Consider the following 17,300-nt stretch of genomic DNA (forward strand, 5'->3'; position numbering starts at 1 on the left):
GTTCAGCTACCCGGCGTACCGCCGTCGAGGACGCGCTCAAGCGCATCGAGCGCGCGGGCCGTCGAGTCCGGCGCGATGCAGTCGACGACGATCCGCTCCGGCATCGCGCGCAGCCACGTGATCTGGCGCTTGCAGAGCTGGCGCGTCGCGAAGATGCCCTTGTCGCGCATCGTCCGGTAGTCGGTGTCGCCGTCGAGGAATTCCCACGCCTGCCGGTAGCCGACGCAACGCATCGACGGCAGGTCGGGATGGAGATCCTCGCGGCGGCGCAGCCGTTCGACTTCGTCGATGAAGCCCGCGTCGAGCATCGCGTCGAAGCGCTGCGCGATCCGGGCGTGCAGCACCGCGCGATCCGACGGTTCGAGCGCGACCGGCACGAAGCGGTACGCGGCGGCCGCGTCGTCGATGCGGCGCGGCGCGGCGAGCAGCACCGACATCGGCTGCCCGGTCAGCATGAAGATCTCGAGCGCGCGCTGGATCCGCTGCGAATCGTTCGGCGCAAGCCGCGCGGCCGTGTCGGGATCGACCTGCGCGAGCCGTGCATGCAGCGCGGGCCAGCCGTCGCGCGCGGCGTCGGCATCGAGCGTCGCGCGCACGTCCGGATCGGCGCCGGGCAGGTCGTTGAGCCCCTGCGTCAGCGCCTTGTAGTACAGCATCGTGCCGCCGGCGAGCAGCGGCGTGCGGCCGCGCGCGATGATCTCGCCGACCAGGCGCAGCGTGTCCGTGCGGAATTCCGCGGCCGAATACGCGTCGGCCGGGTCGATGATGTCGATCAGGTGGTGCGGCACGCTCGCGCGTTCTTCGCGCGACGGTTTCGCGGTACCGATATCCATGTCGCGGTAGACGAGCGCCGAATCGACGCTGACGATCTCGATCGGGCGGCGCGCGGCGAGCGCCAGCGCCGCGGCCGTCTTGCCCGAAGCGGTGGGGCCGAGCAGGCAGGCGATCGTCGTCGGGCTGGACTGCGAAGAAGCGCTCATTGCCCGCGCATGAAGAGACGGTCGAGATCGTTCAGCGTGAGCTGATACCAGGTCGGCCGGCCGTGATTGCACTGGTCCGCGCGTTCGGTCGCCTCCATCTGGCGCAGCAACGCGTTCATCTCGTCGAGCGTCAGGCGCCGGTTCGCGCGCACCGCGTGATGGCAAGCAAGTGTGCCGAGCAGTTCGTGCTGGCGCTCGGTGAGCACGCGCGAGCCGCCGAACGCGTGCAGGTCGGCGAGCACCGCGCGCGCGAGCGATTGCAGGTCGGCGTCCTTCAGCAGCGCCGGCACCGCGCGGATCGCGAGCGTCGTCGGCGACAGCACCGCGAGGTCGAAGCCGAGCGATTCGAGCGTGTCGCGTTCTTCCTCGACCGTGCCGATCTCGACCGGCGTGGCCGTCATCGACACCGGCAGCAACAGCGACTGCACGGCGACCGTGCGATCCGCGAGCGCGTTCTTGAACTGCTCGTACAGGATCCGCTCGTGCGCCGCATGCATGTCGACGATCACGAGGCCGTGCGCGTTCTGCGCGAGCACGTAGATGCCGTGGATCTGGCCGAGCGCGAAGCCGAGCGGCTGCTCGTCGTGCGCGGTGGCCGCGATCGCCGATGCGGTGAAGCCCGGCAGCGGTGCGATCGGGGCGTCGGACCCATCGCGTGCGACGGTCGTCGTGCCGTCCGGCGTGCCGGCGCCCGTATCCTTGCGGCCGAACAGCGCGTCGTAGAGCGCGAGCGGCTGCGCGACGGGCAGCGTGCCCTGCGTCATCCGCGCCTGGCGCATCCAGGTGTTGCCCGACGACGAGGACGACGGCGACGAGAAGCCGCCGCCGCCCACGCCGCCGGTCCCGGTCGCGTGGCCCTGGCTCTGCCCGAGCGGCGTGTCCAGGAACGACGACGGCCCGCGCGGCGCGGGTTCGAGATGCGCGGCATGGCCGCCTGCCGTGGTTTCCGGCGACGCGCCCGCGTGGCGCGCGAGCGCGCGCTGGACCGCATGGAACACGTACTGGTGGATCGAGCGCGAATCGCGGAAGCGCACCTCGATCTTCGACGGATGCACGTTCACGTCGACGGCTTCGGGCGGCAGGTCGAGGAACAGCACGTACGACGGGTAGCGGTCGCCGTGCAGCACGTCCTCGTAGGCCGCGCGCACCGCGTGCGTCAGCAGCTTGTCGCGCACGAAGCGGCCGTTGACGAAGAAATACTGCTGGTCGGCGCGCCCGCGGCTCGCGGTCGGCAGCCCGGCGCAGCCGTAGACCGCCAGCGGGCCGGCCTGTTCGTCGAGCGGCAGGTGCGCGGTCGCGAAGCTGTCGCCGAGGATCTTCGCGACGCGCTGCGCGGGCTCGGTCGCGTTCCAGTGCTCGACGGCCTTGCCGTTGTGCAGCACCGAGATCGCGACGTCCGGCCGCGCGAGCGCCGCGCGGCGGATCATTTCCAGGCAGTGACCGAACTCCGTCTGCTCGCTCTTCAGGAACTTGCGCCGCGCGGGCGTGTTGAAGTACAGCTCGCGCACCTCGATCGTCGTGCCGACCGAGCCGGCGGCGGGCGACAGCACGCCCGTCTGCGCATCGATCTTCATCGCGTGTGCGGCGTCGGCCGTCCGGCTCGTGATCGACATCTCGGCGACCGACGCGATCGACGCGAGCGCTTCGCCGCGAAACCCGAGTGTCGCGACCGCTTCGAGCTCCTCGAGCGAGCGGATCTTGCTGGTCGCGTGGCGCATCAGCGCGAGCGCCAGCTCGTCGGGCGGGATCCCGCAACCGTCGTCGGTGATCGAGATGCGCTTCACGCCGCCTTCTTCCAGCACGATGCGCAGCGACGTCGCGCCGGCGTCCATCGCGTTCTCGAGCAGCTCCTTCACGACCGACGCCGGGCGTTCGACGACCTCGCCCGCAGCGATCTGGCTGATCAGCTGGTCGGGCAGGGGCTGGATCGCGCGCAGCGGGCGCGGAGCGGGGGCGGGCGCGGCGCCCGCGGCCGTTTCGGTGATATCGGACATGGCCGAATTATAGCGAGGCCGCGCCCGCGTGCCGGGGCGGCGAACCGTTACGTTTTTTCACGGAGCCTTAAGGTAGTTTCGGTATCATCACGCCAATGCGCGCGCCGCCTTGGCTGGCGGGCGCCTCCGCCATCTCTGGCCTGTTCCGGCCGTTCCGGCCCTATCGCCTTCGAGGGAATCGCATTTGGATACGCTGCTTCATTTCGTCAACCTTGTCCTGCATATCGACGCCTTCCTCGGCGATTTCATCCGGCAGTACGGTGCGTGGGTCTATCTCGTGCTGTTCCTGATCGTGCTCTGCGAGACGGGGCTCGTCGTGTTCCCGTTCCTGCCGGGCGATTCGCTGCTGTTCATCGGCGGCGCGTTCGCGGCGAGCGGCGAAATGAACGTCGGCGCGCTGATCGTCCTGCTGCTCGTCGCGGCGATTTCCGGCAACACCGTGAACTACCTGATCGGCCGCTGGGTCGGCCCGAAGGTGTTCAATACGCATATCCCGGTGCTCGAGCGCTTCCTCGACCGCGCCGCGCTGCAGAAGACCCACTCGTTCTACGACAAGCACGGCGGCAAGACGATCGTGCTCGCACGCTTCATCCCGGTCGTGCGCACGTTCGCGCCGTTCGTCGCGGGCGCGTCGTCGATGAGCGCCGTGCGCTTCCAGCTCTTCAACGTGATCGGTGCGCTGGTCTGGGTGCTGCTGCTCGTGCTGCTCGGCTATTTCTTCGGCAACATCCCGTTCATCCGCCAGTACCTGAACGTGATCGTGCTGGTCGGGATCGGCGCGGCGATCGTGCCGGTCGCGCTCGGCGCGGCGTGGAAGCTGGTGCGCCGGAAGCAGTCGGACAATGTGCCGAAGGCGGGTGGGCGCTGAGCACGCGCGGTTCCATTTCCTTGCGGCAGTAAAAAAGCGTGGCAGTTGTGAACTGCCACGCTTTTTTTTCGTCCGTCGATGCTGTTACGCAGTGCGATGCGCGACCGGCGTTTCGGGCGTCGGGTATTGCGCGTCGCGGAACGTCTCGAGGATCACGCGGTTGGTGTCGCAGTACACCTGCCAGTAGTGCTCGGGGGCCGCGGACGGGCGCACGAACAGCAGCGGGCCTTCCGGCGTGAACTGCAGCACGCCGACGTCCGGCGCCGGGGTGGTCAGTACGTTCGGGATCTGCTGGATCGACGACTTCAGGCGATTGATCGCGTCCACTGCGTCGACGCCGTTGGCGATCTTCGCGGTCAGGTCGACACGGCGGTACGACGTCGCGCTGTAGTTGGCGATGTTGTCCGAGAAGATTTTGTTGTTGCCGACGATCGTGACGATGTTGTCCGGCGTGACGATCGTCGTGCCGAACAGGCCGAGCTCCTTGACCGTGCCCGTGACGCCGCCCGCGCTGATCACGTCGCCGATCTTGAACGGACGCAGCACCTGCATGAACACGCCTGCGGCGAAATGCGCGAGCAGGCCGCCCCAGGCCGTGCCGATCGCGAGGCCGAGGCCGGCGAGCAGTGCCGCGAACGAGGTGGTCTGAACGCCGAAGATCTGCAGGATCGCGAGGATCAGCAGGATCGTCAGCAGCACGCCGACGACGGAAGTCAGGTAGTCGGTGAGCGTCGGGTCGACCTTGCCGCTGCGGCGGACGACCTTGCCGAGCAGGCGGGTAGCGATGTGGATCGCCCAGCGGCCGACGAACCACAATGCAATCGCGGCGAGGAGGTTGAGGCCGAAGTCGAGGCCGCGGGTCATCAGGAATTGCTGGGCGGTGGCGAGATCGATCATGCGTTCTCCGAAGTCAAGGGTGAAAAGGGGCGGCGCATGCACCGGGATGGGTGGCGCTTTTATAACCTGACCTGTGACGGGCCGGCAACCCGCCTTACATTGATTGACGTAATGAAAAACGGGCAGGACGCGTGTGCGTGCTGCCCGTGACGGGTGTCGGTTTCGTGCCGATGGCGTCTGGAGTGGCTCGAACAGGTTGTCCCTGACGATTCGGCGACCGAGTATCGATCGCCGTCAACGCATCATTCGATCGCGAAAATATTGGCGTCCCTGCCAACCGGCATAACGCATCGCATTGCGCGTCCAGCGCATCGCCTTGACGAGCGGGCGAGCGCGGTTGCCGCGAATTTTTTCGAGCGGTCGAGCCGCATTCGGCGCGAGTTGCCGGACGACTGCCTCGGGCGTCGTGAACAGCGAGCGCTGCCAGTCCCAATAGATCGCGTAACGCAGCAACACGCCCGCTGTCAGCATGTCGAGCGACAGCCGGCGTTCGCGCCACGGTTGCTCCAGTGCATCGTGCGTCAATCCCCAGCCGGCATAAAAGGGCAGGCCGTAGGTATGGACTTCCTTCCCGCGCATCAACGCATCGAAGCCGGCAAGTGACGACAGCGTATGCAACTCGTCCGTCACGTCGATCAGCGAAATGAGATCCGCGTCCGCGTCGACGACATCTGCGAGGTGCGCTGCGTCGACAAGCCCGGCACGATTGCCGGACAGCACGTCCGGATGCGGTTTGTAAATGATGAATGCGTCCGGCCGGCGAGCCCGTACCTCCTGCAACAACGCTTCCGACGTGGCTATTGTGCCCGTTCCCAGTCGGATCGATGCATCGTCTGCAACCTGGCCCGCGACGAGCACGATACGTTTGCCTTGCGGAACACGCCATGTCGGTGCCTGACGGCCGAGATTGTATTTCGTGAGGCCGAGCCGCACGATCTCCTGTCTCAGCGCCGCCGCGCGCCGCAATTCCGGTTCGTCGAAGGTGGCCTGATTGAGAATGACGGTCAGGTCGCTGGGGCGACTCGCGTCGAAATACAGGCCGCGGCGGTCGATCACCTGGCTGCACGGCGGCGACATATCGGACCCGAGCCCTGTCGAATGAATGAAACCATCCTCGATGCGGACGTGTGCTGCCCCGTCCGGCAGGCCTTCTGCCGAACGTCCACCCCATATCGCTGCGTGCTCGTCGGTGTGGGTGTCGCGCGGATTCGCTATCCAGCGTAACGTCCCGCCTCCTGCCGACAGGTACGGCGTCGCATACGGACGTTTCCACCACTGGAAGCGTATGCCGACTACCCGTTCGAGGTCGCTGTAGCGGGCGGCGACGGCATGCTGCAGCTCGATGCAGTCGAGGGCGCTTTCTAGCGTGCCCTGGGTGCCGCGTGCCGGGTCGAGGTAATGCGCGAGTTGCAGGAACGCTGCATCGAACAACGCGAGCACGGACGGGCGCGCACGACGATCCGGCATCACCGTGCGATCCTGCGTCAATCCCCAGCCGGCGTAATACGGCGTGCCGAACACATGAACCGGCACGCCGGCCAGAAGTGCGGCCATCCCTTCGGACGCACCGACGACATAGACGGCGTCGGCTTGTCGAAGAATGTCCCGCAGGGAATGCGCAACGTCGAGGACTCGAGCATTTTCAGGCAGTTGCATCTTGTTCGACAGCCAATCGCCGGCACCTGCATCGGCGGAGCGCAAGATCCACAAGTGGGCGTCGGGGTGTGCGATATGCGCTGCATCTGCCATCGCAGCAAAATTTCTGCGGCGGTGCCCGGCCGGCGTGCAGGTGTCGGAATGCGACGTTTCTCTTTCGTCTATCAGCACGATGCGCTTGTCGCGGCCGGACGCGTGCCATGCCTCAGGCAATTCAGCCACCCGGTGCCGGACGTGCAACGCGTCGCTTTCGAGCACTCGGTGAATCAGGTCCCGACATTGCGCGTCCGCGTCGGTGCCGAGCGAGTTCCGGAGCACGCGATCGAGTGCGGCGACAAGCCCGCCACGAGCAATCAGATCCGGCGGAATGCGGAACCACGAAAGAGGCGGCGCGTGCCGGACGAAGACGGGGCCGGGGCAGACCGGGTAGACGGTACGTCCGAGCGATACGGAAGTTCGGGCAAATGCGGCGCCGAGCCGCGAATCGACCCACACGAACGGTGATTTTCCGGTCGGCCAGTTGCCTCTACGCTTGCCGGGCACAATGGAGGTTGCGTCGAATGGCTGGATTTCGGGCGTCATCGAGGACTCAGTCGGTGCCGGATTCATTTACCGGAGCGACTCGAGAAAGCCGTCAATTCGTTCAAAGTGCTCGGCCCACGTCGGCGCTCGAAAGCGTTCGATCCGCGCGATCTGGTTCGCCCGATCGGCGCTATCCGGCAGGGCGTACGCGCGAATCCGTGCGAGCCATCCCGGCCCGTCGAGCGGGTCGAGATAGTCGGGAATGTCCGACGCGATCTCGTGAAAGACCGGCAAGTCGCTGGCGAGCACCGGCACGCCCAGCATCAACGCTTCGACGAGCGGCATGCCGTAGCCTTCGGCGAACGACGGAAACACGAGTGCGCGCGCATGCTGCAACCACGCATGCAGCCGATCGTCGCTGCAATCCGATTCCTCGATGACCGCACCGCGAATCGCGGCGCACCGCTCCAGCATGTCGACGACGTTCTCGCATTCCCAGCCGCGTCGGCCGATGACGACGAGCTTGGGGGCGGCGTCACCCATCTGTTCGACCAGGTGCCGCCATACGTGCAGGATGAACCAGTGGTTCTTGCGCGGTTCAATCGTGCTGAGCATCACGAAATAGGGTGCTGCGATCGGCGGCGGGCTCGGCGGATGAGGCTCCACCGCGGGTGCGAGTGGTGCGACGACGACCGGCGGCAGCGGCAGAGACGCTTGCCGCGCCTCGTTTGCCAGTTCGTCGTAGGTCGCCTGTGAGTTGCTGATCAAGCCGCTCGCGTGCCGTAGCGCGGTATGGATGCGGGCGCGATGCGATGCGTCCACGCCCGGGCGGCAGTACTCCGGATGCGTCAACGGAATGAGGTCGTGGACCATGAAGACCGGGCGCGCGTTGCGTCGCGCCATCGACCGATAGTAACGGGTGAACTCCATCCCGTTGTGACTTGTATGCAACAAAATTGCGCGATCGAATCGCTGCGGATAAAGCTGGTTCAGCAACGCGGAAGCGACAATCTTGCGCAGCGCCCATCGGTCCCGACTGGACGACAGCAGCAACGCGAATATTTTTCGCGAGTCTTTTTCCGTTAAAACGGTCGAAAGGCCGCGTTCGCTCAGGACTGCACGTGCGTGATCGCCATATCGGCGGATGTAAGCCAGTCCTACTCGGTCTACCCCGGTGGGGATCAGGCCATCATAAAAGCGGGTGGCAAGACGAGTGACGTCCAGAAGTATTTTTGTCACGCAGGTGCAATGTGGTTGTGCGCACGGAAATGAAAGATGTTTCTGTTTGCCGAAGCCCGATGGCTCATGCAACAATTCCGCCGGGTAATTCTATGGCATCTCGCATGGCGGGACAATTCGCGTGTGCGCATCTATCGGTCAGCACAAATGCCGAGCGTGCCAAACCCAAATGAAGCTTGATGTCAGATTTACCGATCCGCTTGCGTCCTCGCGCGCGGCGGCAATGGACTTTTGAGACCGCACCTGTCTGCACCAAACCGGCTCGCGCCTTAGCGGGCAAGGGGTTGGCTGCTTGTAAGCCAGGGCCGCTGGACGGCGAAAAACCGAAGGAACCTCAAGGGTATCTGTCGGTGATTCGGATGCTCCACGCGGGTGAATTCTCCGGTACATCTTACATTGTGCGGTAAAATCCGGCGGCCTTTGAATGACTGGATTGTTAAATGCAGAGTTTAAATCGCAGTGTTTGGTTGGCTGCTGCCATCGGCGGTGCCATTGGGTTGGCTGCTTGCGGGGCCATTCCCACGTCGGGGCCGAGTCGTTCCGAAATTAACGCCAGTGGCGCAGGCACAAATCAGGTCAGGTCGCAAGGAATCCAGGTCGTTGACGTGACGGACCAGATTGCGCGGCAACTCTATGCGGGCCGCAAGAGCACTGACTTCGCTGCAACATTAGGCGATAACTCGGCGTTTCAGCAACAACTTGGCGTAGGTGACGTAGTGGAGGTGTCGATCTGGGAAGCGCCGCCTGCCACTCTGTTCGGCGGCGGCACGAGTGACGTCCCGACGGCCAGCAGTCTGCCGACTGGCGCGCGGCTGACCAAGCTGCCGACGCAAGTGATCGACGGGAGCGGCAACATCCATGTGCCGTTCGTCGGTGCCATCAAGGCGTCGGGCCGTACGCCGAGCCAGCTGCAGGCGTTTATCGCAGCGCGCCTCAAGAATATCGCGCACGACCCGCAGGTACTGGTGCAGTTGGCGCGCAATGAGACTTCGTACGTCACGGTGGTGGGAGACGTATCGAGCAGCACGCGCATGCAGTTGAGCGCACGCGGCGAGCGCGTGCTCGACGCGCTTGCTGCAGCCGGTGGCGTGAAACAGCCGATCAACAAGATCATGATTCAGGTGACGCGCGGTGAAACGGTTGCGCTGGAGCCCCTGGAAACGGTGATACGCGATCCGCGCCAGAATGTGCCGCTCAAGGCCGGCGACGTCGTTACCGCATTGTTTCAGCCGTATAGCTTCACCGCATTCGGTGCGACCGGCAAGAACGAGGAAATCAATTTCGAGGCGCAGGGCATTACGCTGGCGCAGGCGTTGGCGCGGGCCGGCGGCCTGCAGGACTCGCGCTCGGACGCGCAGGGCGTGTTCATCTTCCGGCTGGAAGATCAGCAGGCGCTCAAGTGGCCCAACCAGCCGGTGCGAACGACGGCAAACGGCAAAGTTCCGGTCATCTATCACATCAATCTGAAAGACCCGGATTCGTTCTTCGTGGCGCAGAGCTTCATGATGGACAACAAGGACGTTCTCTACGTTTCCAATGCGCCGGTGGCAGAACTGCAGAAAGTGCTGAACCTCGTGTTCTCCGTAGCCTATCCGATCGTGTCTGGTGTCCAGACGTTCAAGTGATTATGAAATTTCTGAAGCGAATTAACCGTTTGTTTTTGATAACGGTCATCATTCCTACTGCTGCTTCGATTATTTATTTCGGTCTTGTTGCCAGCGATCAATATACGTCGGTGAGCAGTTTTCTGATTCGCAGTCCGCAACAATCCAATGCATCTGGGCTGGGTGGGTTGCTGAAAGGCGTCGGCGGATTTTCGCAATCAGACGGCGACGCCTATACGGTTCAGAAATACATTCTTTCTCGTGATGCGATGATGGTGCTGGATAAAGAGCAGCACATCAAGTCGGCTTTTCAGAGTGGATCGATCGATTTTATTAATCGATTCTCGATCTTTGGGCTGAACAGCAGCCTGGAAGAGTTTTATCTTTACTACGGCAAGAATATCGTCGATGCCAAGGTCGAGACCGATTCGTCGATTGTGACGTTGAACACCAACGCATACGACCCTCATCTTGCATGGAGCATGAACAAGCGTTTGCTGGAACTGGGTGAGCGGATCGTCAATCAGATGAACACGCGCGCCCGGGCAGACCTGATCAATACGGCCCAGCACGATGTTGACGTAGCCAAGGAGCGTGACCGGGTCGCCACGCTGGCATTGGCGCATTATCGGAACAGCGCGGGAGTGATCGACCCCGAGCGGCAATCGACGATCCCGCTGCAGCAGGTTGGAAAGCTTCAGGACGATTTGATTGCCACGCGTGTGCAGATTGCCCAAATGGAACGGCTGTCGCCGAACAATCCGGGACTGCCGACCCTGCGGGATCGTGCAAAGCTGCTGCAGCAGGCGATCGATCAGGTGAGCCAGCGCGTGGCCGGCTCGCAAGGGGCTTCGCTTGCCAGCAAGGCCGCCGAATTCCAGCGCCTGACGCTGGAGAAGGAAGTGGCCGACAAGATTCTCGCGGGCGCGATCACCTTGCTGGATCAGGCGCGTGTCGAGGCCGAGCGCAAGCAGCTTTACCTCGAGCGCATTGCCGAACCCAGCCTGCCCGACTATGCGATGAGCCCGCGCCGTGGGCGAGCCATTCTCGCTACCTTCCTGCTTGGCCTTGTCTTGTGGGGCGTGTTGACCATCGTCATCGGCGGAGTGAAAGAACACTATGACCGCTGATTATCGTCCGCCGACATTTTGGGAGCAGTCGCGCATCCAGATCCGCGTCATATGGGCCCTGGTCATGCGCGAGATGATCACGCGTTTCGGTCGGGAAGGGCTCGGTGTATTGTGGATGATGGCCGAGCCGGCGATGTTCGTTGTCGGCGTGATGATTATTTTCAGTCATACGGAATCGAAGGCCAAGTATTCAGTTGCCGAATACCTGGCAGTCAGCTATCCGACCCTCCTGTTCTGGCGAAATACAGCCAGCCGAGTAATCAAGGCCATCGAATATAATCGCTCGCTGCTGCATCACAAGCCGATTCGTCCGATCGACATACTGTACTCGCGCATCATTCTTGAATTTGCGGGCGCTACTGCTTCGTTCCTCCTGCTGTACACAGTACTGGTGGTGATCGGCATCTGCCAGCTTCCCGCGGATCCGCTCAGCATGATTCTCGGGTACTTCCTGGTCGTGTGGTTTTCGTTCAATTTTGTCATGACCATGGCGGCGTTGTCCGAGATGAGCGAGGCGGTGGAGCGAGTCTCGCATGTCATCCTGTACCTGATGATCCCTTTTTCGGGTGTTTTCATTCCGACATACGTCCTGCCGCCGCGACTCGCGGAATTGCTGACGTACTTCCCGTTGGTCGATGCGGTGGAGTACTTCCATTACGGATATTACGGGGATCGCATGCCGACGCTGTATTACCTCGGCTATACGGTAACCGTGCTCTTGTTTTTTACTCTCTTTGCTCTCTCGATTGCGCACATCGCCATCCGGCGCGTGCAATTGAACTGAGTCGAGGTCGGGCATGATTGAACTGCGCAATGTCACCAAGCGGTATTCGATCCATCACGGGCGATCGCATCGCGAAGTGCTCAAAGGTGTGAACCTTCGTGTTCAGGCGGGCGAGCGGTGGGGCATCCTCGGCCGCAACGGAGCGGGAAAATCCACACTGATTCGCATTATCAGCGGGTCGGACAAGCCGCATTCCGGCGAGGTTATCAAGACGATGTCGGTATCGTGGCCACTGGCATTCGGCGGGACGTTCCAGGGTAGCCTGACCGGCAAGGACAATGTGCGGCTGATCGCCCGCATATACAACGTCGATTATCGCAAGACCCTTGATCTGGTCGAGGATTTTGCCGAACTCGGCGCGTATCTCGACGAACCGGTCAAGTCGTACTCTTCCGGGATGGCCTCGAGGTTGGCTTTTGCCATTTCGATGTCGATCGAATTTGATTGCTTCCTGATCGACGAGGGCATGTCGGTCGGCGATCACCGTTTTCATCAGAAGTGCAATGTCGAACTGTTCGAAAAACGGGGCGATCGCGCGATGATCATCGTTGCCCACCAGACGGATCTGATTCGTAATGTTTGCAGTCATGCTGCCGTTCTGGAAAACGGCGTGCTTAAGGTTTGCGAGACCGTTGAGGACGCAATTCAGATTTATGAGTCGCTTTGAAATAAAGCGAGAATGAACTCTATGTATAAGGAAGCGTCGTATGCATGACACTGCATATAAGATTGGTGGTCTGGTCATGGATACCTATTTGCCATCGATCCCTTCGAAGATACTCGAGATCGGTGCGCAGAACATCAACGGCACATTGAGAGACCACTCCCCGCGCAATGCCGAGTATATCGGGCTGGACTTTGTGGCGGGCGACGGGGTCGATGTCGTCATCACCGGTCTCAACGATTGGGGCGTGCCGGACGATCACTTTGACCTGGTCATCGCGTCATCGGTCTTCGAGCATGACAATGCCTTCTGGCGGACCTTTATCGAGATGTGTCGGAAGGTGAAGCCGGGTGGGCATGTCTATGTCAGTGCACCTTCCAATGGCTCGGTGCACCGCTATCCGAAAGATTATTGGCGCTTCTACCCGGATTCCGGGCTTGCACTGGAAGAGTTGGCACGCAGCGAAGGCTTCGAGTTGACGCTCGTGGAAAGCTTTGTGGCAGAGCGGGAAGCCGATTCGTGGAACGATTTCTGCGCCGTTTTCCGGCGCGGGCCGTGCGATGCCGAGCTCAATCTGGACTTCGTTCACAACAAGGTGCGTTGTACCAATGCGCTCAATTGGCGGTCGTCGCTGATTGTCGATTCGATGGAAGCGACCGAGGACATGCGTCTTTTGCGTCAGGCACGTGACGACGCGGAGCAGGTTGCCGCTCACCAGCGTTTTCTCGAAGCGCGTCTCGCGGAACTCGCCGATCAGAAAGCGGCGAGCGAAAAGCACTTGCATATCCAGATTGGCGGCCTGACGCAGTTTGTTCAGGAGCGCGATCAGCAACTCGAGACGCAGGGCGGTCAATTGCGGGGACTGACCGAGGAGCTTGAGAAGGAGCGGGCCGATTCCACGGCGTCGCAACGCTCTTTCGAGGCTCGGCTGGCGGAACTCGCGGCGGAGAAGGCATCAGCTGAAGCAGGTCTGCAGACGCGAATCGATGAACTGACGGCACTTGTCCGGGAGCGCGACCAGCGTCTTTCGGATCAGGACGATCAGTTGCAGGCGCTTGCCGAGAAACTCGAGAAGGAGCAGGCCGGCTCTGCTGCCTTGCAGCGTGCTTTCGAGGCCCGGCAGATCGAGTTCGGCAATCGGCAGACGGCGAGCGAAGTGCGTTTGCAGGAACGGATCGGCGACCTGGTACAACTGATTCGTGAACACGATGAGCATCTCGACGAACAGAGCAGGCAGTTGCAGGCGCTGACCACTGAGCTTGCGACGGAGCGGGCCGAGGCGGCTGCGCGACAGGGGGCTTTCGAGGCGGCGCTTGCGGAGCTTGCCGTTCAGAAAGCAGCGAGCGACGACCGTTTGCAGGAGCGATTCCGTGAGATTGGCGGGCTGACGCGGCTTATCCAGGAGCGCGATCAACACATCCAGGAGCGCGATCGCCATATCAGGGAGCGTGATCAACACATCCAGGAGCGCGATCATCATATCGGGGAGTTGCGCGCGCAGTTGCAGGCAATGGTGTCGGAACGGGTGCGGGAGCACGCGGGCGCCGCGGAGACGCAGCTTGTCCTGGAGGCAAGACTCGCAGAACTGGTTGCGCAGAAGGCGACGAGCGAGGAGCGTCTGCACGAGCGTTTTCGCGAAATCGGCGGGCTTACGCGACTTATTCTGGAGCGTGATCAGTACATTCAGCAACGCGATCAGCAAGTTTCCGACCTGAAAATGCAGATCGAATGGCTGTGCCGCGTTATTTCGGTTTTGACGAGAGGTTTTTCGACCTCCAGCAAGGCGCGCGCGCTCGCCTGGCTGCCAGCGTATTTCAGCCACAAGAGCCAGAAGGTCTCGCTGAAAGAACAGGGCCTGTTCGATCCGGATGATTATGTCGCTACCTATCCCGACGTTCTGAAAGGCAGAGCAGACCCTCTGCGACACTACATCAATCACGGCATCAACGAGGGGCGCGTTATTAAGAAAGGGGTGCGACTGTGATCGACACTATCAATGAGAGAGAAGTAGCCGCTATTCGCGGATGGAAGCATTTTGATGCCGAGTGGTATTTGCGGGAGTATCCCGACGTCGGCTGGATCGGTCTTGAACCGGCTTATCACTATCTGTGGATCGGTGCGCGGATCGGGCGACGGCCGTCAGCCAATTTTACGTATTTCACGGAGAATTTTTCCGGAACACGTGATCTCCTGAAAAGAATCGATGAAGGTGATTTTTCGGATCGGCCGGATATCGGGCATGTGCGCGCGCAGCCGGCGGAATTCGTCGGTCCGGGCGGCATCGACGTGGCTGCGGTTCAAGGCATGTCCGTGGCCGTGCACGCGCATATGTATTACGCGGATCTGGCTGGAGAGTTCGCCCAGTACCTGAGCCGGATACCGTGTTCGTTCGATCTCTATGCTTCCACGGCAAACGAAGCTGCCCGCGAGACCGTCGAGAAGGTTTTTGCGACCATTCCTAATGCCGCGCGCGTCGATGTTCGTGTCGTGCCCAATATCGGTCGTGACATCGCTCCGTTCGTTGTCGAATTCGGTAAGGATCTGGCGAAATATGACGTCATTTCGCACATCCAGACGAAAAAGTCGTTGTACAACAACGGGAAGACGGATGGCTGGCGCGAGTATCTGCTGGGTTCGCTTTTCGAGCAGCCTGAAAGAATCGCGTTGTTCCTGCGAGCGCTCAAGAGCGGTCGCTACGGCATGATTTATCCGCAGTGCTTCTACAATCTGCCTTACATGGCCAACACCTGGTTGGCCAATTCGGGCGTCGCGCGCGCATGGGCGCCGCGCTTTGGTGTGGAGAAGCTCCCTGACGGGTATTTCGATTTTCCGGCCGGGTCGATGTTCTGGGCATGTACGGAAGCCGTGCGGCCTTTGCTCGAAGCCGGACTGGAGTGGAGCAACTTCCCGCCGGAACAAGGGCAGACCGACGGCACACTCGCGCACGGCATCGAACGGATGCTGGGCGTCATTCCGACATCCCGGAATTTCCAACTCGGCGTCATTCGTGATACGCGGACGCCGAGCTGGTCGCGCTGGCGGCTCAATCAATACATCGACCGGCCGCTCGCGCATCTGCACTCGACGATCGAGAGCGATGATGTGAAGGTCGTTGCGTTCGACATTTTCGACACCCTGCTGACCCGACCATTTCTCGACGCCGACTACGTCAAGTGTCTGTTGGATGCGGAGTATGCACGGGAAGGGATCGCAGGTTTCCGCGAGCTTCGCGTGCAGGCCGAAGGTCGGGCGCGCGAAGCCAAGGGACGCGATGTCGACATCCACGATATCTACCAGCACCTTGCCGTCGACCAGCGCGGGGAGCGGAAATCCCTGACGCCCGACCGGGAAATCGATCTCGAGATCAAATCGGTCCGGCCGAGGCATGAAATGGTGGCGCTCCTGAAGTTCGCCGCACAAAAGGGCAAGAAGGTCATCCTGGCCAGCGACATGTTCCTGACGCGGGCAGTCATCGAAGAGATGCTGCGGCGCTGTGGTGTCGACGGCTGGAACCACCTTTATCTGTCGTCCGAAATCGGCGTGCGCAAGGATAGCGGCAAGCTGTACGAGCACATTCTGGCCGAAGAGAAAATTGCGCCGCACCAGATGGTGATGATCGGCGACAACGAGCGATCGGATTTCCAGATCCCTGCGGACATGGGTATCCGGGCAACGCATGTCGTCAAGCCGATCAACATGATGCGTGCGATGCCGCAACTGACGGACCTGATCCCGAATGCGGAAACGGCACCGGCAGCCGACCAGTTCCTGTTCGGCACGCTTGCGTCGGAAAATTTCGGACCGGTCAGCTATCCCGGTTTCTCGGCCGACGACATGTTCGGCCCGAGCGCGCGGTCGGTCGGCTACAGCCTGCTCGGCCCGATCGTGGTCGCGTTTTCGGAATGGCTGCGTGACCAGGTACGCGACAACAACCTGGATCGCCTGTATTTCCTGGCGCGCGAGGGCAAGTTCCTCAAGGAGGTCTTCGATTGCTGGCAGGCCGGCCAGGAGCAAGCGATTCGCAGCGAATATCTGCTGATCTCTCGCCGGGCCGTCACCGTGCCTTGCATTCGCACGGTCGAGGACATCTTCGACATCGCGGCGGCCAACAACTTTTATGGTGCGTCCATGGCAATGTTCCTGGACGAGCGGTTCGGCACCGTGCTGGACGATCGGCAATGGGCCGAATGCGAACGGGCGAAGGTATGGGCGCGGCACGAGCCGCTGACGATCATGGATCACGATATCGATCATATTCGTCCCTTCCTGCACTTCATCACGCCGCATATTCTCAAGCAGGCTGGGCTGGAGCGCGAGAACGCGCTGGCTTATCTGCGCGACAAGGGGCTTGATGCCGATGGCCGGGGTGCCGTGGTCGACGTCGGTTATGGCGCGACCATTCAGCGGCATCTGGTCAAGCTGCTCGATCAGAAGGTGCACGGCCTGTATCTGATGACCGATACCAAGGGGCAGTCGCTGGAAGCCAGTGCCGGCGTGCGGGCGGCAGGATGTTTCGCGGAAGGCGTCGAACGTGCGCCTACCGCGCCGCTGATGTTTCTGAACAGCTTCTTGCTGGAAAAGATGCTCAGTGCAGATGACGAGCAGGTGATCCGCTATGCCTCTTCCGATTCCGTCGAGTTCCGTGAATCGGGCGACTATATCGACCAGGGGCGGAAATGCCGGCACGAGTTGCAGCAGGGGGCCATGGATTTCGTCAAGGAAGCCGTCCGTTTCCGCGACGAGATGTCAGGGTCGCTGCAAATCAGCAAGGCGCGTTGCGAGGAACTGTTTTCGCGGTTCGTTGCGAGATTGTCCAGCAACGAAAAGCAGATCTTCTCGTCTCTTGCGCTCGATGATTTCTACTGCGGCAGAGGCATCGTGGTCGAGTGAGCGCGTCACGTGATTGCGGCGAAGGCAGGGTTCGATGTCGACGAATGCCTTGCGATTACGCACGGGACATCA

At 61.8% G+C, this 17,300-nt stretch carries 12 protein-coding genes; 7 read left to right on the plus strand and 5 right to left on the minus strand.

Going from position 1 to position 17,300, the window contains the following annotated elements:
• Positions 1 to 2 precede the first annotated feature (2 nt).
• On the minus strand, positions 3 to 980 hold the full coding sequence (miaA, locus tag AC5LXX_RS03510; RefSeq protein WP_493410482.1) for a tRNA (adenosine(37)-N6)-dimethylallyltransferase MiaA: 978 nt from the start codon (positions 978 to 980) through the stop codon (positions 3 to 5).
• The gene (gene mutL / locus AC5LXX_RS03515; protein WP_493410483.1) at positions 977 to 2,974 is read right to left on the minus strand and encodes a DNA mismatch repair endonuclease MutL; all 1,998 of its coding nucleotides are present in this window, start codon (positions 2,972 to 2,974) and stop codon (positions 977 to 979) included. The genes miaA and mutL overlap by 4 nt, the downstream gene beginning before the upstream one ends.
• A 184-nt stretch (positions 2,975 to 3,158) precedes the next feature.
• Here mutL and AC5LXX_RS03520 point away from each other — a divergent pair, with 184 nt between their 5' ends.
• Complete coding sequence (locus AC5LXX_RS03520) at positions 3,159 to 3,842, plus strand: DedA family protein (RefSeq protein ID WP_493410484.1); 684 nt, start codon at positions 3,159 to 3,161, stop codon at positions 3,840 to 3,842.
• Between the two features lie 84 nt (positions 3,843 to 3,926).
• Here AC5LXX_RS03520 and AC5LXX_RS03525 read toward each other — a convergent pair whose 3' ends face one another.
• The 3 genes from AC5LXX_RS03525 to AC5LXX_RS03535 all read right to left on the minus strand — a co-directional run bounded on the left by AC5LXX_RS03525 (position 3,927) and on the right by AC5LXX_RS03535 (position 8,156).
• Positions 3,927 to 4,739 carry a mechanosensitive ion channel family protein gene (locus tag AC5LXX_RS03525; RefSeq protein WP_493410485.1) on the minus strand — a complete coding sequence of 271 codons (813 nt, stop codon included), beginning with the start codon at positions 4,737 to 4,739 and terminating at the stop codon, positions 3,927 to 3,929.
• Between the two features lie 234 nt (positions 4,740 to 4,973).
• Positions 4,974 to 6,977, minus strand: coding sequence for a capsule polysaccharide biogenesis protein (locus AC5LXX_RS03530; RefSeq protein WP_493410486.1), 2,004 nt, complete (start codon positions 6,975 to 6,977; stop codon positions 4,974 to 4,976).
• A 27-nt stretch (positions 6,978 to 7,004) separates the two neighbouring features.
• Positions 7,005 to 8,156: a glycosyltransferase family 4 protein gene (locus tag AC5LXX_RS03535; RefSeq protein ID WP_493410487.1), complete on the minus strand. Its 1,152-nt coding sequence runs from the start codon at positions 8,154 to 8,156 to the stop codon at positions 7,005 to 7,007.
• Positions 8,157 to 8,596: 440 nt separating this feature from the next.
• Between AC5LXX_RS03535 and AC5LXX_RS03540 the strand changes: the two genes are divergently transcribed.
• The 6 genes from AC5LXX_RS03540 (at position 8,597) to AC5LXX_RS03565 (ending at position 17,228) form a co-directional block, all read left to right on the plus strand.
• Positions 8,597 to 9,781, plus strand: coding sequence for a polysaccharide biosynthesis/export family protein (locus tag AC5LXX_RS03540; protein ID WP_493410488.1), 1,185 nt, complete (start codon positions 8,597 to 8,599; stop codon positions 9,779 to 9,781).
• 2 nt (positions 9,782 to 9,783) lie between these two features.
• Complete coding sequence (locus AC5LXX_RS03545; RefSeq protein ID WP_493410489.1) at positions 9,784 to 10,890, plus strand: KpsE/RkpR family capsule polysaccharide export protein; 1,107 nt, start codon at positions 9,784 to 9,786, stop codon at positions 10,888 to 10,890.
• A complete protein-coding gene (locus AC5LXX_RS03550) occupies positions 10,880 to 11,674 on the plus strand; it encodes an ABC transporter permease (protein ID WP_493410490.1) in 795 nt (264 codons plus the stop codon). Before AC5LXX_RS03545 ends, AC5LXX_RS03550 begins: the two co-directional genes overlap by 11 nt.
• Before the next feature lie 13 nt (positions 11,675 to 11,687).
• The gene (locus AC5LXX_RS03555) at positions 11,688 to 12,341 is read left to right on the plus strand and encodes an ABC transporter ATP-binding protein (RefSeq protein ID WP_493410491.1); all 654 of its coding nucleotides are present in this window, start codon (positions 11,688 to 11,690) and stop codon (positions 12,339 to 12,341) included.
• Between the two features lie 76 nt (positions 12,342 to 12,417).
• Positions 12,418 to 14,322, plus strand: coding sequence for a class I SAM-dependent methyltransferase (locus AC5LXX_RS03560; RefSeq protein WP_493410492.1), 1,905 nt, complete (start codon positions 12,418 to 12,420; stop codon positions 14,320 to 14,322).
• The gene (locus tag AC5LXX_RS03565; protein ID WP_493410493.1) at positions 14,319 to 17,228 is read left to right on the plus strand and encodes a rhamnan synthesis F family protein; all 2,910 of its coding nucleotides are present in this window, start codon (positions 14,319 to 14,321) and stop codon (positions 17,226 to 17,228) included. The genes AC5LXX_RS03560 and AC5LXX_RS03565 overlap by 4 nt, the downstream gene beginning before the upstream one ends.
• Positions 17,229 to 17,300: the final 72 nt, after the last annotated feature.

This window comes from Burkholderia torrens (assembly GCF_984668525.1).